Genomic DNA, 22,017 nt, shown 5'->3' with positions numbered 1-22,017 from the left:
ATGGCTGGGCTGGCCTTCGTCGTTCTGCTTCTCGCCGCTTCGCCGCAGACGGTTCTTGCGCAGAGCGTCCCCGGGCTCTCCAGCGTGAGCGGATCCGCGTCATCGTCGAATGATGAGGGCAAGGCGAGTGCGAATGAGCCGTCGCTGAACGATCTGATCTCGATTCTCGAGAACGACAACACGCGAAAAAAGCTGATCGAATCGCTCAAGGCGGCCGCCTACAAGGCGCCGGCGAACGATCAACAGGGCGCGGCAGCCGCCGAAAATGCCGACGAGCCGGCCGAGATCGTGCGATCGCTTCCGGGGCGGGTGGCGGAATACACCCGGATGGTCATCGGTGCCTTGGCCGATAGCGTGGCGGAGGTCCCGCAATATCTCCAGCTGTCGGTCAATATGTTGTCCGGTGCGAAATCGATCGACATCCCCAATATTCTGCAGGCGATCCTGCCTGTCGCGCTCGTCGCACTCGTCGTCTTCGCGATCCTGTTCGCGGCCCGCTCCCTCGTTCGCGGCCTCTTTCGCAAGCTGGCTGTACGTGCCGAGCAGTCAGGCCCGCTCGGAAAGCTCGGCTACCTCGTTCTGTCGGGCCTGATCGAGGCACTCGTCGTCATCGTCAGCTGGGCCTGCGGCTATCTCGTCGCGACGCTCTACAGCGGCTCTCGCCCGGTGTTCAGTCAGGCGCTGTTTCTCAACGCCTTTCTCTTCATCGAGTTGATCAAGGTCGGGCTGTCCGCCTTCGTCGCCCCGAACTATCCGGCGCTGCGACTGACGCCTTTCTCGAACCGGCAGGCGAGCTACTGGTATTTCTGGATCTCGCGGCTCGTCTCGATCCTCGGCTACACCTTCCTCTTCATTGCGCCGATCATTCAATGGGCATCGACGGCGGCGGCCGCCGAGGCGACCCAGTTCATCGTAGCCTTCGGATCGCTCTGCCTGACCATCGGCCTGATCCTGAAGAACCGCGGCGTCGTGCGTGAGAGGCTGAAGCGCGCTCGCAAGAACGGCGACACGAGTTTCCGCGCCGTCGTCCATGCCTTCATCGGCCAGATCTGGTGGGGCGTCGCGATCTTGGCTGCGGTCGCCTTGTTCGTCGTTTGGTTGCAGAGCCCGCAGGAGGGCCTGAAATTCGTGGCCATGGCGACCGCGAAATCAGTCGCGGCCATGGCCATTGGCGGGCTGATCAGCTCGGTTCTGGCGCGCATGATCGCCCACGGCGTGAAACTGCCGACGGAGCTGAAATACCGCCTGCCGCTGCTCGAGGGCCGGCTCAACGGCTTCGTGCCGAAGATCCTGACCGTGATCAGCCTCCTGGTGGCATTCGTCGTGATAACCTACATCCTCGACGCCTGGGGCGTGTCGAACTTCGGCAGCTGGTTTGCCAGCGCGATCGGCCAGAGATTTGCCGGCAGCCTCGTCGGGGCGCTGTTCATCGTCGTCATCGCGGTTGCGATCTATCTCGGCGTCTCGTCCTGGATCGAGTACCGGCTCAACCCGAACTACGGCAAGGTCCCGACGGCGCGCGAGCGGACGCTGCTGTCGCTGTTCCGGAACGCCTTCACCATCACCCTCGTGGTGGTGATCTCGATGCTCTTCCTCTCCCAGATCGGCATCGACATCGCGCCGCTCCTTGCCGGTGCCGGTGTCGTCGGCCTCGCCATCGGTTTCGGTGCGCAGAAGCTGGTGCAGGACATCATCACCGGCGCCTTCATCCAGATTCAGAATGCGATGAACGAGGGGGACATCGTCGAGCTCAACGGCATCTCGGGAACCGTCGAGCATCTGACCGTGCGCTCGGTCGGTCTGCGCACGGTCGATGGCACCTGGTATCTGATCCCGTTTTCCTCGGTCGATCAGGTCGCGAACTTCTCCAAGGACTTCGCCTACTATGTCGCCGATGTCGGCGTGGCTTACCGCGAGAATGTCGACGACGTGAAGGACATGATGATCGCCGCCTTCGAGGAGTTGAAGACGACGAATGTCGGCGAGAACCTGATTTCCGGCTTCGACATGTGGGGCGTCAACGAGTTGGGTGATTCGGCCGTCGTGGTCCGCGCCCGCGTAATGACGAAACCGGGCACGCAATGGGGCGTCGGCCGGGCCTATCGCGAGATCGTGAAGCGGATCGCCGACGAGCGCGGCATCGAGATCCCGTTCCCGCACATGACCATCTGGTTCGGCGAGGATCGAAACGGCAAGGCGCCGCCGATCCGCATGCGCAACGACCCCGCGCCCAAGGGAAAGCTCGTCGAGGAAACGCCGGCCCCGCGTCCGCGGGACACCGAGGACCGGGACATGACAAGACATGGAACGGTCGAAGCCGACGGCCGCCCGATCCCGCCGGATCAGGTCGATATCGACAGCGCGGGTGGGGGACGAGGCTGAATTTCGCCCTCGCCGGGAGCTTTGAGGCCGCCTTTTCTCCCGGCGCGGGAGTTGCCTTGCCGTTTACCTCATAAAGACGCCGCGTCCAGCCGGGCAGCAGACGGGTTGCGGAGCCCGGTCGCAACGCCCTATCTAGTGCGAACGGCTCCCGTCGCTGATTCTTAGCAACGGAAAGGCCAATCCTTTTTCTCGCGACTCTTTGAGATACAAACATGAAGCACCCGATCGAAACCGCGATGAACCTCGTTCCGATGGTCGTCGAGCAGACCAACCGGGGCGAGCGCGCCTACGATATCTTCTCGCGCCTCCTCAAGGAGCGGGTGATCTTCATCACCGGGCCGATCGAGGATTCGATGGCGACGCTCGTCTGTGCGCAGCTGCTCTTCCTCGAGGCCGAGAACCCGAAGAAGGAAATCGCCCTCTACATCAACTCGCCCGGCGGTGTGGTCACCTCCGGCATGGCGATCTACGACACGATGCAGTTCATCAAGCCGGCGGTCTCGACGCTGTGCATCGGCCAGGCCGCCTCGATGGGCTCGCTTCTGCTTTGCGCCGGCCACAAGGACATGCGCTTTGCGACGCCGAACGCCCGCATCATGGTGCATCAGCCCTCGGGCGGCTTTTCCGGACAGGCTTCGGATATCGAGCGTCACGCCCAGGACATCATCAAGCTGAAGCGCCGTCTGAACGAGGTCTATGTCGAACACACCGGTCAGGACTACGAGACCATTGAACGCACGCTCGACCGCGACCACTTCATGACAGCGGGCGAAGCGCAGGCTTTCGGCCTCATCGACAAGGTCTATTCATCCCGCGAAGCGCTCGAGAAAGAACTTTCCCAATAGCGTCGATTCAGCGCATGTGGTCACTTGCGGGCCACAGTTGGACGTCGATAATGGGAAGTTCCCGGTTAAGGACCGCACAAGCAATTGGCGTTATGCCGTAAAATGTGGATTGCTACGTGGCGTTTGGGGGCTGTCGGCGCACGCGATCGCGGGGCCGAATGTGAGGCCCCGGCCGAGGTGCTGATTCGCTGGGGAAGACGTAAACGGGTACGATTCGACCCGATCGGAAGGAAAGACGAATGAGCAAAACGAGCGGCGGCGATTCGAAGAACACGCTCTATTGCTCTTTCTGCGGAAAGAGCCAGCACGAAGTCCGTAAGCTGATCGCCGGGCCCACGGTCTTCATCTGCGATGAGTGTGTCGAACTTTGCATGGACATCATCCGCGAGGAAAACAAATCCTCGATGGTGAAGTCGCGCGAGGGCGTGCCGACCCCGCAGGAGATCATCGCGGTCCTGGACGACTATGTGATCGGTCAGGCTTACGCGAAGAAGGTTCTTTCGGTCGCGGTCCACAACCACTACAAGCGCCTCGCCCATGCGGCGAAGAACAACGATGTCGAGCTGGCGAAGTCGAACATCCTGCTGATCGGCCCGACCGGCTGTGGCAAGACGCTGCTCGCGCAGACGCTGGCCCGCATCCTCGACGTGCCCTTCACCATGGCGGATGCGACGACGCTCACCGAGGCCGGCTATGTCGGCGAGGACGTCGAGAACATCATCCTGAAGCTTCTGCAGTCGGCCGACTACAATGTCGAGCGGGCGCAGCGCGGCATCGTCTATATCGACGAGATCGACAAGATCTCTCGCAAGTCGGACAATCCTTCGATCACGAGGGACGTGTCGGGCGAGGGCGTCCAGCAGGCGCTTCTGAAGATCATGGAAGGCACCGTCGCCTCGGTGCCGCCGCAGGGCGGGCGCAAGCACCCGCAGCAGGAGTTCCTGCAGGTCGATACGGCGAACATCCTTTTCATCTGTGGCGGCGCCTTTGCGGGTCTCGACAAGATCATCTCCGACCGCGGCCGCAAGACGTCGATCGGCTTTGCCGCCAGCGTCGAATCGCCGGAAGACCGGCGCTCGGGCGAACTCCTGCGCCAGGTCGAGCCCGAGGATCTCTTGAAATTCGGCCTGATCCCGGAATTCGTCGGACGTCTGCCGGTGCTGGCGACGCTCGAGGATCTCGACGAGATCGCGCTCGTGCAGATCCTGGAGCAGCCGAAGAACGCGCTGGTCAAGCAGTATCAGCGGCTCTTCGAGATGGAGAATGTCGAGCTGTCCTTCCATGAGGACGCACTGAAGGCCATCGCCCGCAAGGCGATCGAACGCAAGACCGGCGCTCGTGGCCTGCGGTCGATCATGGAGGCAATGCTTCTCGACACGATGTTCGACCTGCCGACGCTTGAAGGCGTTCAGGAGGTCGTCATCTCCGAGGAAGTGATCGACGGCAGCGCGCGGCCTCTCTACATTTACGCAGACAGGGCCGACGAGAAGGAAAACGTTTCGGCGTGATCTTTCGTCCGCCATCACCAGTCTGACGCGGCCACATGCCCGCTCGGTCAACCGGGCGGGCATTTTCGTGTCTTGCGCGGATCTGGTGCTGCAATGCGAAAGGGCGTGAGAGCGCTTGAAAAACAGGGGGCTCGGCGCCAGATTGGTGTTGGCAAATAGCCTCTCGCGCAAGCGCTTCGAGTTAAGGTTTGTGCTTGAGGGCTGCAGACGGCCATCCGCCGTAGAAAGGAAGTTTCATGTCCAACACGCCAGACCGCGCCGAGGTCGGTGAATCGGCACTGTTCCCGGTTTTGCCGCTTCGCGACATCGTGGTGTTTCCTCATATGATCGTGCCGCTCTTTGTCGGCCGCGAGAAGTCGATCAGGGCGCTTGAGGAAGTGATGGGCGCCGACAAGCAGATCCTGCTTGCGACCCAGAAGAACGCCGGCGACGCCGATCCTTCGCCCGACGGAATCTATCCCGTGGGAACCGTCGCCAACGTGCTTCAGCTGCTCAAACTGCCGGACGGGACCGTCAAGGTTCTCGTCGAGGGCATGTCGCGTGCTCAGATCACCTCCTTCACCGATCGGACCGAATGGCACGAGGCGGAAGCCGAGATCGTCGGCGATAGCGAGGACGACGCCGTCGAGGTCGAGGCGCTTGCCCGCTCGGTGGTCTCGGAGTTCGAGAACTACGTCAAGCTGAACAAGAAGATTTCGCCCGAAGTGGTCGGCGCCGCCGGCCAGATCGAGGACTATTCCAAGCTCGCTGACACGGTCGCCTCGCATCTGGCGATCAAGATCCCCGAGAAGCAGGAAATGCTCTCGCTGTTCTCCATTCGCGAACGGTTGGAGCGGGCGCTCGGCTTCATGGAATCGGAAATCTCCGTCCTGCAGGTGGAGAAGCGCATCCGCTCGCGCGTCAAGCGCCAGATGGAGAAAACCCAGCGCGAATATTACCTCAACGAGCAGATGAAGGCGATCCAGAAGGAGCTCGGCGACGGCGAGGACGGCCGCGACGAGATGGCCGAGCTCGAGGAGCGCATCAAGAAGACCAAGCTGTCGAAGGAGGCTCGCGAAAAGGCGGGCGCCGAGATGAAGAAGCTCAAGCAGATGTCGCCGATGTCTGCCGAGGCGACGGTCGTGCGCAACTATCTCGACTGGCTGCTGGGCCTGCCATGGGGCGTGAAGTCGAAGGTCAAGATCGACCTGAAGAAGGCCGAAGAGGTCCTCGACGCCGATCATTTCGGGCTCGACAAGGTCAAGGAGCGGATCGTCGAGTATCTCGCCGTCCAGAGCCGGCAGAACAAGCTCAAGGGTCCGATTCTGTGCCTCGTCGGTCCTCCGGGCGTCGGCAAGACGTCGCTCGCCAAGTCGATCGCCAAGGCGACCGGGCGCGAATATGTGCGCATGGCGCTGGGCGGCGTTCGTGACGAGGCCGAGATCCGTGGCCACAGGCGGACCTATATCGGCTCGATGCCCGGCAAGGTCATCCAGTCGATGAAGAAGGCCAAGAAGGCGAACCCGCTGTTCCTGCTCGACGAGATCGACAAGATGGGCCAGGACTTCCGCGGCGATCCGTCCTCGGCGCTGCTCGAGGTGCTCGATCCGGAGCAGAACGCCACCTTCATGGATCACTATCTCGAGGTCGAGTACGATCTCTCCTCGACGATGTTCGTGACGACGGCCAATACGCTCAACATCCCGGCGCCGCTGATGGACCGGATGGAGATCATCCGGATCGCCGGCTACACCGAGGACGAGAAGGTCCAGATCGCGCGCCGGCACCTTCTGCCGAAGGCCATTCGCGACCATGCCCTGAAGGACGGGGAATTTTCGGTCGCCGAGGACGCCCTGCACGAGATCGCGCGCCGTTACACCCGCGAGGCGGGGGTGCGCAACTACGAACGTGAGCTGATGACCCTTGCCCGCAAGGCCGTCACCACGATCCTCAAGGGTGAGACGGATAAGGTCGAGGTCACGGCCGCCAACATCTCCGATTTCCTCGGCGTGCCCCGCTATCGCTTCGGCGAGGCGGAGCTCGACGATCAGATCGGCGTGGTGACCGGGCTTGCCTGGACGGAAGTCGGCGGCGAACTGCTGACGATCGAAGGCGTCATGATGCCCGGCAAGGGCAAGATGACGGTCACCGGCAATCTGAAGGACGTCATGAAGGAGTCGATCTCGGCTGCCGCGTCCTATGTCCGCTCGCGGGCGCTCGACTATGGCATCAAGCCGCCGTTGTTCGACAAGCGCGACATCCATGTCCACGTGCCGGAAGGCGCGACGCCGAAGGATGGTCCGTCGGCGGGGACGGCGATGGCCACGGCGATCGTTTCGGTGATGACCGGCATTCCGGTTCGGCGTGACATCGCCATGACCGGCGAGATCACCTTGCGCGGCCGTGTGCTGCCGATCGGCGGCCTGAAGGAAAAGCTGCTTGCCGCGCTTCGGGGCGGCATCAAGAAAGTTCTGATCCCGGAGGAGAACGCCAAGGATCTGGCGGACATCCCCGACAATGTGAAGAACGAGCTTGAGATCGTGCCGGTGTCGCGCATGGGCGAAGTGCTCGCGCACGCCCTGGTCGAACCTTTGAAGCCGGTCGAGTGGTCGGAGGCCGACGAGCCCCTGGCTGCGCCGGATCCGGCCGGAGAAGGTGCAACGGCTGTTGCGCACTGACCTCACTTGACGGGTTATGTGGGAAATGCCGCCCTTCTGGGCGGCATTTTTTTGCCAAGGCCCCGATTCAGGCTTTCCGGGCGTTGCTGAGAACCAGCCTTTCCGCAAAAGTGAACGCTGGTTCTCTGAATAGAATCACGTGGGCGCAGACGCCTGATAAGGAGAATGCTAATGAACAAGAATGACCTCGTCTCCGCCGTTGCAGAGCATGCGGAGCTTTCCAAACAGCAGGCCGGTTCGGCCGTCGACGCCGTTTTCGAGGCGATCGAGACCGCTATGGCCAAGGGCGACGACGTTCGTCTCGTCGGGTTCGGGACGTTCTCCGTCTCGCACCGCGCCGCCTCGAAGGGCCGCAATCCTTCGACCGGTGCCGAAGTCGACATTCCGGCTCGCAACGTCCCGAAGTTCGCTCCGGGCAAAGGCCTCAAGGACGCCGTCAACAAGTAAGTGCGTTCCTCGCGTCCGGCCTGCGATGAAGCATTGCAGGCTGGGCTCGCGCCGATCGAGCAAGCGGTCGTGAAAATGACGGCTTCGATCGCGGCGCCCGCCACGAGCCTCGGACTTCGCCGATCGGCGGATTCCAAGTCAAAGACGGGTCGATCAGCCCTGGCCGCGTGGCGCTCCGCAGAGCGCGAGCGACGAGGCCAAGGCTGTTCCCCGCATGTCAGGCGGGATCGATGATCGATCATCGCCGCCGCCCAAATCTTTGGATCGACGGTTCCGGCAGCCACTTTGCCCGTTCCGTCGACGGGGCCGTCCGTGCCCCTTCATGTTTCATCGCGCGGCGACGCCTGCCCTCGTCGCGGAAGTCTCGCCGCCTCTGTCTCGCCGTCTCCACCGTCATCTTGACCACCTGAGGCGGCCGGGCCAACCATGCCGGCCGTGCTTGCTGCGTTTCGCGATGCGCTGCCAGGACATGCCCCGCAAAGGAGGGCTGGCGTGCAGTCCTGTCGTGGTCGATAAGGTGGGCGTTGCGCAGCCGCGTCGCTCGCGGCCCGGCGTGATGGCATGCCGCCGATGGGAGGAGCGAACTCATGAATGAGACGAACGACACGAGGGGCAGGGCGCCGACGGTTCTCAAGCTCGACCCGACCGACAGCGTCGCAGTGGCGCTCAGGCCGCTCGCGATTGGCGAGACGATCGAGGGTCTGACCCTCACGAACCCCATTCCGGTGGGCCACAAGCTTTCACTGACCGACGTCGCTGAAGGCGAGCCGATCATCAAATACGGCCAGGTAATCGGCCGGGCGACTGCAGCGATTGCCGCCGGAGAGCACGTTCACAGCCACAATTGCGGGATGGCGGACCTGCGCAACGCCGCCGCTCCGGCCGCGCTCGCGCGGCGTGCGCCCCCCTCCCGCACGACCTTCAACGGGTTCCTGCGCCCGGACGGCCGGGCCGGGACGCGCAACTACATCGGCATTCTGGCGTCGGTGAACTGCTCGACGACGGTGTGTCACGCGATCGCGGCCGAGGCGGAGAAACGGCTGCTGCCGCGCTTTCCCGGCATCGACGGCTTTGCCGCCATCGTTCACGACCAGGGCTGCGGGATGGCGGGGGCCGGGGAGGGCTTCGAGACCCTCGTCAGGACGCTGAAGGGCTATCGCGACCATCCGAATTTCGGCGGCATCCTGATCATCGGGCTCGGCTGCGAAGTCAACCAGCTCACGCTCTATCAAAGGACCGACTGGACGAAGGAGCGCTTTGCGACCTTCAACATCCAGGAGGTCGGCGGGTCGGCTTCGGCCGTGCGACGGGCGCTGGAAATCCTCGAGCCGATCGCGGCCGCCGCCGACCGGGACCGGCGCAGCGAGGTGCCGGTGTCGAAGCTGACGCTCGCCATGCAGTGCGGCGGTTCGGACGCGTTTTCCGGAATATCGGCGAATCCTGCCCTTGGCGTGGCATCGGACATTCTCGTCGCCGTCGGGGGCACGTCGATCCTCTCCGAAACGCCGGAGATCTTCGGGGCCGAACATCTTCTGATCGGTCGCTCGGATGCCGCGACCGGCGAAAAGATTGCCCGGATGATCGACTGGTGGCGGGATTACGCCACGAAGAACGGCGCGGAGCTCGACAACAATCCCTCTCCGGGCAACAAGCGCGGCGGGCTGACGACCATCCTCGAAAAGTCGCTCGGAGCGGTCGCCAAGGGCGGTCGCGCGCCGGTATCGGGGGCTTACGCCTATGCCGAGACGATCGATCGGACGGGCTTCGTCTACATGGACAGCCCGGGATACGATCCCGTCTCCGCGACAGGGCAGGTGGCGAGCGGCGGCAACGTCATCGCCTTCACCACCGGGCGCGGATCCTGCTTCGGCGCCAAGCCGACACCGAGCATCAAGCTCGCTTCCACGACGGCCCTCTTCAATTCGATGCCGGAAGACATGGACATCGATTGCGGGCGGGTGCTTTCGGGCGAAACCGACCTCGAGGCCCTCGGTCTGTCGATCTACGAGACCATCCTCGACGTGGCCTCAGGCAAGAAGAGCAGGTCGGAGGAATTCGGCTATGGCGATCACGAATTCGTTCCCTGGAAGATAGGCGCGACGCTTTGACGCGGACGTTTGGGTAAAGGTGATGGTTTTTGGACGTCGCAATCCGGCCATTGGCATGGGTGAAGCGGCCGCAGATCGTCTGCCAGCGATCGCCGTCCGCCTGAGCGTCCGGCGTTTTGCGCACTGCTTGGTATGGAAAGCCGGCCGGACAAGGTTCGAAGATCGTAGGCGACTGATGAAACCTGCCTTCTGAGGCTGCAACTCAAGACGCCAGTGAACAGTTTCAATACCATCCCACAACATCACAGGTGATGACATGAAACTTCTCGTCGCGGCTGCTGCTGCCGCCCTTTTCGCTGCTCCCGCTTTCGCTCAGACCGGCTCCGGCAACCCGGACAGCTCGCGCTCGACCGAGGAAGCGCCGACGACCTCCGGTTCGGTCACTGATTGCTCCGCCAATCCGACGGCCGCCCAGTGCGATGGATCTGCCACCACCGGCACGACGATGGCTCCGGCCGCTGGCGGTACGATGGGCACTTCGGAATCGACGAATTCCGATTCGGCCGGCTCCTCGACCGCTCGTAGCGGCGCCGAGGGCAACGGCGCCGATACGACCGCGCCGGCCGGCGGTATCGTTCCGGGCCAGACCAGCAACTGACCTGACAGCCGGGTCTGCCGCTCATTCGGCTGAAACCGTCGACTGAGGAAACACCCGGACCAGACAAAAGGGGCTGTTCGAACATCTGTCGAGCAGCCTCTTTTCGTTTGGGGATGCGCCGTGCCAAGCCGCCAAATCAGCGCCAACCACTCCCGCAGCATCATCGTGATCAGGCGCGAGATCGGGCGAGGCGCGCCGGCAGATGGCGATGCGTCGAACGGTGGACGAGAAAATGGTCGATGGTGGGCGCGACAGGGATCGAACCTGTGACCCCTTCGGTGTGAACGAAGTGCTCTCCCGCTGAGCTACGCGCCCGTCCCGCGTCGGGCCTTCCAGGGAAGGAGCATCGACGCATTCACGATTTCCAGATGGACAGACCATCTCACACTGGGAGGAAACCGTGCTCGCCGCCAGCCGGCGACTTGTGACCTGCCTATAGGGTGGGACGGCCGCATCCGTCAATATGCGATCGTGGTCCTTCCGAAGACGCCGGACCATTAAAGCGAAAACGGCGGATTTTCCGTCGCGATCAGTCAGGCATCGCCAGATACCTCATTCGCGCTGACATGCGGCCGCGACCATGCGTCTTTTGGCTTTGGCAGACGTCTCTTCATGATAGCGGGCGAAATGCACGCCACGCCCTATGCCCGAAGGCAAGGGCACATTATTGTTTTCCCGATGCCGCCCTGTGCGCGGCATTCATTCGTCATTCAGCCGGGTCTTGCTAGAGCTGTTAGCCACGGTTCAGACCCCGGCAATCTCGATTGGACTAGAATGGCCATCCTTCGCACGATCCTGGCTTTCGCAGTGTCGACCGGTCTTTCGGCCGGTCCCGCTTTTGCCTACCAGGGCGGCGGGGGCGACTGGAGCATGAGCCCGTCGGCGCCGCCCGCCGCGAGCGCCCCGCAGGACGTCCTGACGGACGAAGCGCCGGAGCTTCTTTTCGCGGCTTCGGATTGTTCCGGGGCGGCGAGCCGCGCGGCGCGGCAGACCGGGGGCCAGGTGCTTTCGGTCTCGACCCAGAACCAGGGCGGCAAGACGGTCTGCGTCGTCACCGTTCTCGTCCCCGGCAAGGGCGACCAGCGACCACGCAAGCAGACCATCACGATCCGGCCGTAATTTGCGGCTTGGGCCTGTCCCGGGACGGGCCAGCCCCGCGGGAACCGCGACGAAACGATGAAACGAGAGCGATGCGTATTCTGATCGTCGAGGACGACGAGACCTTGAACCGCCAGCTCAGCGAAGCACTCAGCGGCGCCGGCTATGTCGTCGATCGTGCCTTCGACGGCGAGGAGGGGCATTTTCTCGGCGATACCGAGCCTTACGATCTCGTCGTTCTCGACATCGGTCTGCCGCAGATGGACGGCATCAGCGTCCTGGAGCGCTGGCGGCGCGAGAACCGGTCGATGCCGGTGCTGATTCTCACCGCCAGGGACCGCTGGAGCGACAAGGTCGCCGGGATCGACGCGGGCGCGGACGACTATGTGACGAAGCCGTTTCATGTCGAGGAAGTTTTGGCGAGGGTGCGGGCCCTGATCCGCCGTGCCGCCGGCCATGCGTCTTCGGAAATCCTGTGCGGCCCGGTCCGCCTCGACACGCGGACGTCGAGGGTGACTGTCTCGGGCATGCCGTTGAAGCTCACCTCGCACGAATACCGGCTGCTCGACTATCTGATGCACCATCAGGACGCGGTCGTATCCAGAACCGAGCTGATCGAGCATCTGTACGATCAGGATTTCGACCGTGACTCCAACACGATCGAGGTCTTCGTCGGGCGCTTGCGCAAGAAGCTCGGCCTCGATCTGATCGAGACGATCCGGGGGCAGGGCTATCGCATGTCGCACACGGGAGGCGAGGGCTGAGCCCTGCGCGCCCAACCGCGAACCCGCGCCGCCAGGGCCTGCGTCGCCGGCGGGCCCGCCGCGCAATCGGCAGGGTGAAAACGGCCGCGACGGCATTTCTGCAGCCGGGCTCGCTGACGTCGCGGGTCATCTTCCTGACCAGCCTGTGGGCTGTGCTGGCGCTGTTTGTCGCCGGTGCGCTGATCTCGACGCTTTACGAGCGCACGGCCCGTCAGGGCTTCGAAAACCTTCTCGGAGCGCAGCTCTACAACCTCGTCAACGCCGTCAGCGTTTCGTCCGACGGCGTCCTTCAGGGAAATCCCGACCTCGGCGACCTGCGCTATGCGCGCCCGCTCTCCGGCTGGTACTGGGAGGTGCTGCCCGCCACCGGCAACACCTCGGGCCGCTTGACATCGGCTTCCATGGTCCTCCTGACCGTTCCGCAGGCATCGGTCGCCGACGTGCCGTTCGACCAGATGTATCGCCGCTCCTACGAGGAGCCGGGCCTCGACGGCGAAACGCTGGAGGTCATCGAGACGGAAGTCGTTCTCGATTCGGACAACCATACCGCGCGATTTCGTGTGATGGGAAGCCTGTCCGCCGTCCGGGACGACATCGCCGCCTTTGACCGGACGCTGCTCTTCTACCTCGGCACGGTCGGGCTCGGCACGGTTCTCGTCAACGTCATCGTGATTCTCGTGGCGCTGCGGCCGCTCGGACGCGTTCGCCAGTCGCTCGCCGACGTCCGGGAGGGGCGGGCCGAGCGGCTGAAGACCGGCTTTCCCGTCGAGATCGAGCCGCTGGCGATCGAGATGAACGCGCTCATCGACAACAACCGACGCATCGTCGAGCGCTCGCGCACCCAGGTCGGCAATCTCGCCCATTCGCTGAAGACGCCGATCGCCATCCTCACCAACGAAGCCGCGACGATCGGCGACGAAAAGGGCCGGGTGGTCGAGGAGCAGGCGGCTCGGATGAACAGCCAGGTGCAGCATTATCTCGATCGCGCCCGGATGGCGGCCCAGGCCCAGAGCGTCGTCTTCCGTACGCCCGTCAAGGACGTGCTGGAGCGCATCGTGCGGGTCATCGTGAAGCTCAATCCGCATCTCGACGTCGAGTTTGAGGGCGACGAGGCGGGCGATCTGGTCTTTGCCGGCGAAAAGCAGGATCTCGAGGAGGTGGTCGGCAATCTTCTCGACAATGCCGGCAAGTGGGCGAACGCCCGGATCAGGCTGTCCTGCCGCCCCGAAGGCCCGGATCGTTTCGCCGTTTCGATCGAGGACGACGGTCCCGGCCTGACCAGCGCGGAAATACGCGAAGCCCTCAAGCGCGGCCGGCGCCTCGACGAGGCGACGCCCGGCAGCGGCCTTGGTCTTGCGATCGTCCGCGATATCGTCGGCGAGTACCGCGGGAGCCTGGAACTTCGATCCTCAAAGCTCGGCGGTCTTGCTGTGAATGTCATGTTGCCGCGGATCAGGTGAGGGCCCGCAGCTTCGCTCCTGGCCGACCGCCGGACGGTGTCGGCTGGTGTGACCCACTTGCCGCATTGGCGAAAATGGTATGGCGAGCGACGGGATGCGGCGAGGCGCGCTGGACCGGAGTTTTGCCGCCGAACTTGCGCGAAATCGAGCCTTCCGGGGCGTTCGCGGCCATGGTTTCAGCCAAAGCTCGTTCCCACCGCATCGCCGCCGCAATCCTTGACATCGGCTCCCGGAGAGGGAACTCCCTTTTCAGTGAGCCGCAGAGGAGCGGCGCCTCGTTTCTCCCGCGGGTGGGCACCTTTCAATGCGACTGGCAACGGCGATTCCGGTTCTTCTGTCGATCCTGCCGCTGAGCGGCTGTCTCGGTATCGGACAGTCGTCGACCCAAAGCGCATTCTCGTCCGGCGCGATAGCGCTCGGTGGCGGGCTCGTCGGCCAGACGGCCTTTGCCGCTTCGATGCCGGATGAGGTGAAGACCAGGGCCGTCGAAGCGGAATTCCAGGCCCTGCAATTCAGCCCGGCGGGCGAACCGGTGCGCTGGAGCGAGGACGGCTATAGCGGCGAAGTCGTGCCGACGCAGGTCTATCGCGTCGGTTCGCAGGATTGCCGCGCCTATTCGCACTTCCTCACCACGAGCGCCAAGCCCGTCAAGGCGACGGGCGTGGCATGCAAGACCAAGGACGGGCTCTGGAAGCCCGTCGCCTGAGCGGCACGAGCTGGTCATTTTCCCGCAGCATCGACGTTGCCGGCTGATCGCGCTCCTCCTGACGAATTGAATGGGCTTCCAGCACCGGCTCTGCTAATTGGAAAGAGGCTGTCAGCAGGACTTCGGGCCCTCGCGGCAAGGGGCTTGGCAGCAGGGCGTCGATCGGCGCTCGCGGAACGCGGCTCGTTCGTTCGCACGCAAAGGGCGTGATCTGCGACGCGCGATCTGCCACCGTGATTGATGGAACTGCCTCGGCCTGAAAACCGGTCGCGGTTTCAGGGCGGCGGGTTTGGTGCTGACCGGGGGAGATCAGCGTCGCGAAGGCTGGAAGGGAGCGTCACGGCGAAGCATTGTTCGGCGGCTGTGGCGGGCGTAAGTGTAGCGCATGGTATTCTGGATTGTTGCAGCCGCGATGACGGCCGTCGTCACCCTGGCCATCCTGTGGCCGCTGGTGCGTCGAAGGGGATCTGGCGCAGGGTCTGCAGCCGAGCACGACGTCGAGGTCTATGCCGCGCAACTGCGCGAGCTCGATGGTGATCTCGAGCGCGGCACCATCGCCGAAGCCGAGGCAGCCTCGGCACGCGCCGAGATCGGACGGCGGCTGTTGCGAGCCTCGGAGCGGGCTGCCGCGCCCGGACAGGCATTCGCTGCCGTCAACACCCCCCGCCGGCCGGCCGTCCTTGCCGCCATCGCTGTCGTCGTCGTCGCGATGCCGGCCGCCGCCTTTCTTTTCTACGGCCGGATCGGCGATCCGAAGCTCCCCGACCAGCCGCTGGCGTTTCGTGAGCAGCCGCAGCCGCAACAGGAAAATCTCGATCTCGCCAACCTCGTCGAAAAGGCCGAGGCGCGGCTGAAGCAGGACCCGAAGGACGGCAATGGCTGGGACGTTCTGGCTCCGATCTATCTCAGGATGAACCGGCCGGCCGACGCCGTTGCAGCCTATCGTCAGTCGATCGCCCTCAACGGCCCTTCGGCGACCCGTTTCGGCGGCCTCGGTGAGGCGCTGACCGAAACCGCCGGCGGCGAAGTGACGGACGAAGCGAAAGCGGCCTTCCAGCGGGCGGTCGGGATCAATCCCGCTTACCTGCCGGCAAAGTTCTTCCTCGCCCTCGACGCCTCGCAGGAAGAACGTGCGGCCGATGCCGAAACCCGCTGGAGCGATCTGATCTCGCAAAGCCCGAAGAACGCCCCGTGGCTGAAGATCGCGCGGGCCGGTCTCGCCGATGCTAGGCAGCGGCTCGGCAAGGATGCTCCGACCGGGGCGGACGCGCCGTCCGGCGACGTCGCATCGAATGCCGGCGGCCCGGGTGCCGGGCAGAGCGCGAACGAAGGCAGCGGCGGCGCCTTCAAGGGGCCGGATGCGGCCACCGTCGCGGCCGCCTCACAGATGTCGCCGGCTGACCGCCAGGCGATGATCGAGGGCATGGTTTCGGAACTTGCCGCACGGCTGAAGCAGAATCCCGACGACGTCGAGGGCTGGAAGCGGCTGATCCGCTCCTATACGGTGCTCGGTAAGACCGAGGAGGCGAAGACGGCGCTTTCCCAGGCTCGCGACGCCTTGCCGGCAAATTCGGCGGCGGCCCGCGAAATCGCCGCTTTTGCGGGCGAAATCGGTCTCTCCACGGGAGAGGAGGCGACGACACAATGACGCGCAAGGCCAAGCGATTGTATTCGATCGGCGCAATGCTCGTCGTCGTCGGCGGCGCCCTGGGCCTGGTGTTGACGGCGCTGTCGAGTTCCGTTGCCTATTTCCAGTCGCCCACCGATCTCGTGAACAATGCGCCTGGGCCCGCCCAGCGCATCAGGCTCGGCGGGCTGGTCGAGGACGGTTCGGTCAAGCGCGACGACGGCTCCTCCCACATCACCTTTCGCGTCACCGATACGGTCGACAGCGTTCCGGTGTCCTATACCGGCATTTTGCCGGATCTCTTCCGCGAAGGGCAGGGGGTGATCGCCGAGGGGACGCTCGGGCCGGACCGGGTCTTTGCCGCCGATACCGTGCTTGCCAAACACGACGAGAACTACATGCCGAAGGAGGTCGTCGACGATCTCAAGGCGCGGGGCCTTTGGGAAGACGGCAAGGGCCTCGTGAAAAAACCTCAGGAGACGGTTTCGGCAACGCAAGTGGGAGCCGGATCGTGATCGTCGAAATCGGCCATTTCGCGCTGGTCCTGTCGCTCGCCGTCGCCATGGTGCAATCGGTGCTGCCGATCATCGGTGCGAGGAAGGGCGACGAACGGCTGATGGAGACCGGGGCGATCGCGGCCACCGGCGGCTTCGTGCTGATCGGCATTTCCTTTGCCGCCCTGATGTCGTCCTACGTCACCTCCGACTTCTCGGTTCTGAACGTCGCAGAAAACTCCAACTCGCTGCAGCCGCTGCTCTACAAGTTCACCTCCACCTGGGGCAATCACGAGGGCTCGATGCTCCTGTGGGTGCTGATCCTCGCCTTTTTCGGCTCGCTCGTCGCTTTGTTCGGCCGCGACCTGCCGGCGACGCTTAAGGCCAACGTCCTGTCGGTGCAGGCGTGGATTCTCACGGCCTTTCTCCTCTTCATTCTCTTGACGTCCAACCCCTTCGAGCGGCTCGACCCGGCGCCGATGGAGGGGCAGGACCTCAACCCGATCCTCCAGGATATCGGCCTCGCGATCCATCCGCCGATGCTCTATCTGGGCTATGTCGGCTTCTCCATCGCCTTCTCCTTTGCCATCGCCGCCCTGATCGACGGGCGGATCGATGCCGCCTGGGCGCGATGGGTCCGGCCCTGGACGCTGATCGCCTGGATCTTCCTGACGCTCGGCATCGCCATGGGGTCCTACTGGGCCTATTACGAGCTCGGCTGGGGCGGCTGGTGGTTCTGGGACCCGGTCGAGAACGCCTCCTTCATGCCGTGGCTCGCGGGAACGGCGCTGCTGCATTCGGCGCTGGTGATGGAGAAGCGCTCGGCGTTGAAGATCTGGACGATCCTTCTCGCCATCCTCACCTTCTCGCTGTCTCTGCTCGGCACCTTCCTGGTGAGATCCGGCGTCCTCACCTCGGTTCACGCCTTCGCCACCGATCCGACCCGTGGCGTCTTCATCCTTTGCATCCTCTGCCTGTTCATCGGCGGCGCGCTGTTTCTTTTCGCCCTGCGCGCTCCGTCGCTGGCGGGCGGCGGGTTGTTCGCCCCGATCAGCCGGGAGGGCGCGCTGGTCTTCAACAACCTGTTCCTGACGACGGCCGCCGCGACGGTGCTGGTCGGCACCCTCTATCCGCTGGTCCTGGAAGTCGTTGCAGGCCAGAAGATCTCCGTCGGCGCACCCTTCTTCGATCTGACCTTCGGGCCGTTGATGGTGCCGCTTCTCTTCGCCGTGCCCTTCGGCCCGCTGCTCGGCTGGAAGCGCGGCGATCTTCTCGGCGCGGCCCAGCGGCTCTACTTCGCCGCCGGCTGTGCGCTCGCGGCCCTCGTCGGCGTGCTCGCCTTCACGGGCGGCACGCGGGTTCTGACGGCCTTCGGCTTTGCACTGGCATTCTGGCTTCTTGCCGGCAGCCTGACCGATCTCTTCCTGCGGGCCGCCTTTCTCAAGGTCGGATGGCGGACCGGGCTGTCGCGATTGCTCGGCCTGCCGAGTTCGGCCTTCGGTGCGACGCTCGCCCATTTCGGTCTCGGCGTGACCTTGCTCGGCATCGTCTCGGTTTCCAGCTTCCAGCAGGAGCTGATCACCTCGATGGCGCCCGGCAAGACCGCCGAGATCGCAGGCTATACGCTCTCCTTCGACCGGATCGACCAACGGCCCGGGCCGAATTTCGACGCCCAGGCCGCGACCTTCACGGTGCGCCAGGGCGGTGTCGAGATGACGAAGATCGAGACCTCCAAGCGGTTCTTCCCGGTCCGCCAGATGACCACCACCGAATCCGGCATCTGGACCCACTGGTTTTCGCAACTCTATCTTTCGCTGGGTGACCCCTCGCCGGACCTTCAGACCATCGTCGTGCGGATCTGGTGGAAACCCTTCGTGACACTGATCTGGATCGGGACCGTGTTCATGGGCCTGGGGGGCGTCTTCTCGCTGGCGGACCGGCGCCTTCGGGTCGGCGCACCGACCAGAAGCCGGCGCAAGGCGGCAGGCCGGGATGCGGCCCTCGGGGCTGGGGCCTGACGACGATGTTCGCGCGCAGGCTGATCCTCGTCCTTGCCGCGATGTTCGCCTTGTTCTCGGCGACGCCGCAGCTCACGCTCGTTACGCCGGCCTATGCCGTCAATCCCGACGAGATGCTGAAGGACCCGGCGCTGGAGGCGCGGGCACGCCGGCTTTCGGCGGGGTTGCGATGCCTCGTCTGCCAGAACGAATCGATCGACGATTCCAACGCCGATCTCGCCAAGGACCTTCGGCTGCTGGTGCGTGAGCGCATCAAGGCCGGCGATACCGACGACGAGGTGATCGACTATCTCGTGTCGCGCTACGGGGAATTCGTCCTGTTGAAGCCGCGCCTCGACTGGGCGACCCTTGCGCTGTGGGCAACGCCGCTGGTCGTTCTTTTCTGCGGCATCGCGCTTGCGGGCATCACGGTTGCCGGCCGGCGCAAACCCAAGGCACCGCCTGAACTGTCGGACGCCGAGGAGGCGGCCATCGCCCGCATCACGGCAGATCACGGCTAGAGCGCCGTGCGTCCGACTGGACGCACAAAGGACGCTTTGACCGGTTGAATCCACGCATCGTGCTTTCCGACAAATCGATTCCGATTTTTCGGGCCGGTACCGTAGATCTTTGCTCACGCATCGCCCGCCGCAACGTCGAACGCGTCCCACAGTAAATTTTTGAAACGGCTCTAAAAGCCAGCACGTCAGATCCGCGTCAACCTTACCGACTTTTCATCCAGCCGAAAAAATCTCGTAAGATAGAGGCTACTAGATTTGAACCCATCGAATGGGACGACTTGATAATGATGTCGAACCATTCCCGGATTTCTTGAGGATTCTTGAAAGGAACCCAGATGCAGCAGGATACTCAGCCTCGCAAGAAACGCAGCCGCCTTTTCGCAGGCGCGCTTGCGGCCGGTGTGGCCGGTGCAGCGCTGGCCGGCGGAATGGCCACGGGAACGCTTCCCGTCCTCGCCGATCCGGTCCATGTCGATGCGCCGCAGCAGAGCTTCGGCTTTGCCGATGTGGTCGCCAAGGTGTCGCCGGCTGTCGTTTCGGTTCGCGTCGATGAGGACATCAAGCCCGCCGCCGATGACGGCAGCGAGCAGATGCAGAACCCCTTCGAAGGCCTGCCACGGGACCATCCGCTGCGCCGCTTCTTCGGCATGCCCGGAATGCCCGGCATGCCGGGTGCCGAGCCGCGCGGCCGACAGGTGCCGCGCCATGCGGTGGCCCAGGGCTCGGGCTTCTTCATTTCCGACGACGGCTATCTCGTCACCAACAACCACGTCGTCGACGGCGGCTCGAAATACACCGTCGTCATGGATGACGGCAAGGAATACGACGCCAAGCTGATCGGCACCGACAAGCGCACCGACCTGGCGCTTCTCAAGGTCGATGCGAAGGACCACAAGTTCACCTATGTGGGCTGGGGCGACGACAGCAAGGTGCGCATCGGCGACTGGGTGGTGGCCGTCGGCAACCCCTTCGGCCTCGGCGGCACCGTGACGGCCGGCATCATCTCGGCCCGCGGCCGTGACATCGGCGCCGGTCCCTATGACGACTTCCTGCAGATCGACGCAGCGGTCAATCGCGGCAACTCCGGTGGTCCCGACTTCAATCTCGAAGGCCAGGTCATCGGTATCAACACCGCGATCTTCTCGCCCTCGGGCGGCAATGTCGGCATTGCTTTCGCGATCCCCGCATCGGTCGCCAAGGACGTGATCCAGTCGCTCAAAGAGCGCGGCTCGGTGGAGCGCGGCTGGCTCGGCGTGCAGATCGCGCCGGTCACCGACGACATCGCCGAAGCGGTCGGTCTCGCGGACGCCAAGGGCGCCATCGTGACGCTGCCGGACAACGAGACGCCGGCCTCCAAGGCCGGCATCAAGACCGGTGACGTGATCACCGCGGTCAATGGCGAGACCGTCGACGGACCGCGTGAACTCGCCCGCGAAATCGGCAATGAGCACCCTGGCAAGAAGGTCGAGATCACGGTCTGGCGCGACAACCAGGCCAGGACCATCGACGTGACGCTCGGCAATCTCGCCAGCCTCGACGAGGCCGCCTCGCTCGGTGACAACGGCAAGAGCCGCGTGCCGACCAGCCCGTCGTCGCTGTCCGGCTACGGCCTGACGCTGACCCCTTCGGACGATGGTGACGGTGTCGTCGTGACCGATATCGACCCGGATTCGACCGCAGCCGAGAAGGGCATGCAGCCCGGAGACGTGATCGTCTCGGTCAACGGCAAGGCGGTGACGAGCCGCAGCGACGTCAGCGAGGCGCTTGCCGACGCGGCCAAGTCGGGCCGCAAGGCGGCCCTGTTCCAGCTGCGTCAGGGCGATCAGAACCGCTTCGTCGCCCTGCCGATCTCGAAGGGCTGATCGGCCCTTGTGGCCGATGCGAGCGCGCAGGCACGACGCTTGCGCCTCGCGCCGTGAAGAGCGCGGCGAGCGCGGATCCAGCGTGCTCGCCCTGCCAGGAGATGGCCGCCGACCGCCGAAAGGTCGGCGGTGACATTGATTTTGGACACGAACACGTCGATCTAGAGGCTTGAATCATGACCGAAGCCGCAACCGAAGCCGCCACGACATCGACGGAGTCCATGCGAATTCTCATCATCGAAGACGACCGGGAGGCCGCCTCCTATCTCGTCAAGGCGCTCAAGGAGGCCGGACACGTCGCCGACCATACGGCCGACGGCGAGGCGGGGCTGCACGCGGCAGAGACGCGGGACTACGACGTCCTGATCGTCGACCGGATGCTTCCCAAGCTCGACGGCCTGTCGGTGATCGCCCAGTTGCGCGGCGCCGGCAAGCTGACGCCGGTCTTGATCCTCTCGGCCCTCGGGCAGGTCGATGACCGGGTTAAGGGGCTGCGAGCCGGCGGCGACGACTATCTGTCGAAGCCCTTCGCCATTTCCGAGCTTCTCGCCCGGATCGAGGTTCTCGGCCGGCGGCGCGGCTCCAAGGATGTCGAGACGTCCTATAGGGTCGGCGATCTGGAGCTCGATCGCCTGTCTCACGAGGTTCGCCGTGCGGGCAAGCCGGTCGTGCTGCAGCCGCGTGAATACCGGCTGCTCGAATATCTGATGAAGCACGCAAACCAGGTGGTCACCCGCACGATGCTCCTGGAAAACGTCTGGGACTATCACTTCGACCCGCAGACCAACGTGATCGACGTCCATATTTCGCGCCTGCGTTCGAAGATCGAGCGGGATTTCGCGACGCCGATCCTGCACACGGTGCGCGGCGCCGGCTACATCATGCGCGCCGAAGACTGATTGCCGCCTGAACCATTGCCGCTGCCGGGACCGGGCGAGACCGC

General features: G+C 64.2%; 17 protein-coding genes and 1 tRNA gene. 17 read left to right on the top strand and 1 reads right to left on the bottom strand.

The window, feature by feature from the left end:
- From J6595_RS04145 to J6595_RS04115, 7 genes are all read left to right on the top strand, one after another.
- Positions 1-2,382, top strand: coding sequence for a mechanosensitive ion channel domain-containing protein (locus tag J6595_RS04145; protein ID WP_209593182.1), 2,382 nt, complete (start codon positions 1-3; stop codon positions 2,380-2,382).
- Positions 2,383-2,594: 212 nt separating this feature from the next.
- Positions 2,595-3,227 (top strand): ATP-dependent Clp protease proteolytic subunit, encoded by a 633-nt coding sequence (locus J6595_RS04140; protein WP_209593181.1) that lies wholly within the window; start codon positions 2,595-2,597, stop codon positions 3,225-3,227.
- Between the two features lie 239 nt (positions 3,228-3,466).
- Positions 3,467-4,735, top strand: coding sequence for an ATP-dependent Clp protease ATP-binding subunit ClpX (clpX, locus tag J6595_RS04135; RefSeq protein WP_209593180.1), 1,269 nt, complete (start codon positions 3,467-3,469; stop codon positions 4,733-4,735).
- A 236-nt stretch (positions 4,736-4,971) separates the two neighbouring features.
- Entirely contained in the window at positions 4,972-7,392 is a 2,421-nt protein-coding gene (gene lon / locus J6595_RS04130; RefSeq protein ID WP_209593179.1) for an endopeptidase La, read from the top strand.
- Between the two features lie 165 nt (positions 7,393-7,557).
- Positions 7,558-7,839, top strand: a complete 282-nt coding sequence (locus J6595_RS04125; protein WP_425342120.1) for an HU family DNA-binding protein — start codon at positions 7,558-7,560, stop codon at positions 7,837-7,839.
- Between the two features lie 587 nt (positions 7,840-8,426).
- Positions 8,427-9,947, top strand: a complete 1,521-nt coding sequence (locus tag J6595_RS04120) for a UxaA family hydrolase (protein WP_209593177.1) — start codon at positions 8,427-8,429, stop codon at positions 9,945-9,947.
- A 256-nt stretch (positions 9,948-10,203) separates the two neighbouring features.
- Positions 10,204-10,545, top strand: coding sequence for a hypothetical protein (locus J6595_RS04115; protein WP_209593176.1), 342 nt, complete (start codon positions 10,204-10,206; stop codon positions 10,543-10,545).
- A 240-nt stretch (positions 10,546-10,785) separates the two neighbouring features.
- Here J6595_RS04115 and J6595_RS04110 read toward each other — a convergent pair.
- Positions 10,786-10,860 (bottom strand) — tRNA-Val (locus tag J6595_RS04110).
- A 459-nt stretch (positions 10,861-11,319) separates the two neighbouring features.
- Between J6595_RS04110 and J6595_RS04105 the strand changes: the two genes are divergently transcribed.
- The 10 genes from J6595_RS04105 (at position 11,320) to J6595_RS04060 (ending at position 21,973) form a co-directional block, all read left to right on the top strand.
- Positions 11,320-11,664: a hypothetical protein gene (locus tag J6595_RS04105; protein WP_209593175.1), complete on the top strand. Its 345-nt coding sequence runs from the start codon at positions 11,320-11,322 to the stop codon at positions 11,662-11,664.
- 71 nt (positions 11,665-11,735) lie between these two features.
- Positions 11,736-12,407, top strand: coding sequence for a response regulator transcription factor (locus J6595_RS04100; RefSeq protein WP_209593174.1), 672 nt, complete (start codon positions 11,736-11,738; stop codon positions 12,405-12,407).
- Between the two features lie 155 nt (positions 12,408-12,562).
- Complete coding sequence (locus J6595_RS04095; protein WP_245197632.1) at positions 12,563-13,867, top strand: ATP-binding protein; 1,305 nt, start codon at positions 12,563-12,565, stop codon at positions 13,865-13,867.
- A 304-nt stretch (positions 13,868-14,171) separates the two neighbouring features.
- Positions 14,172-14,573 carry a hypothetical protein gene (locus tag J6595_RS04090; protein ID WP_209593173.1) on the top strand — a complete coding sequence of 134 codons (402 nt, stop codon included), beginning with the start codon at positions 14,172-14,174 and terminating at the stop codon, positions 14,571-14,573.
- A 385-nt stretch (positions 14,574-14,958) separates the two neighbouring features.
- Positions 14,959-16,221, top strand: coding sequence for a c-type cytochrome biogenesis protein CcmI (gene ccmI / locus J6595_RS04085; protein WP_209593172.1), 1,263 nt, complete (start codon positions 14,959-14,961; stop codon positions 16,219-16,221).
- Entirely contained in the window at positions 16,218-16,715 is a 498-nt protein-coding gene (ccmE, locus tag J6595_RS04080) for a cytochrome c maturation protein CcmE (RefSeq protein ID WP_209593171.1), read from the top strand. Before ccmI ends, ccmE begins: the two co-directional genes overlap by 4 nt.
- Positions 16,712-18,712 carry a heme lyase CcmF/NrfE family subunit gene (locus tag J6595_RS04075; RefSeq protein WP_209593170.1) on the top strand — a complete coding sequence of 667 codons (2,001 nt, stop codon included), beginning with the start codon at positions 16,712-16,714 and terminating at the stop codon, positions 18,710-18,712. The genes ccmE and J6595_RS04075 overlap by 4 nt, the downstream gene beginning before the upstream one ends.
- 5 nt (positions 18,713-18,717) lie before the next feature.
- Positions 18,718-19,212 (top strand): cytochrome c-type biogenesis protein, encoded by a 495-nt coding sequence (locus J6595_RS04070; RefSeq protein ID WP_425342119.1) that lies wholly within the window; start codon positions 18,718-18,720, stop codon positions 19,210-19,212.
- A gap of 335 nt (positions 19,213-19,547) precedes the next feature.
- Entirely contained in the window at positions 19,548-21,074 is a 1,527-nt protein-coding gene (locus J6595_RS04065) for a Do family serine endopeptidase (protein ID WP_209593169.1), read from the top strand.
- A 176-nt stretch (positions 21,075-21,250) separates the two neighbouring features.
- A complete protein-coding gene (locus J6595_RS04060; RefSeq protein ID WP_280890255.1) occupies positions 21,251-21,973 on the top strand; it encodes a winged helix-turn-helix domain-containing protein in 723 nt (240 codons plus the stop codon).
- Positions 21,974-22,017 lie beyond the last annotated feature (44 nt).

Origin of the sequence: Jiella mangrovi (assembly GCF_017815135.1) — a bacterium.
GTDB classification, from domain to species: Bacteria; Pseudomonadota; Alphaproteobacteria; order Rhizobiales; family Rhizobiaceae; genus Jiella; species Jiella mangrovi.
This window is presented reverse-complemented; position numbering and strand designations above follow the sequence as displayed.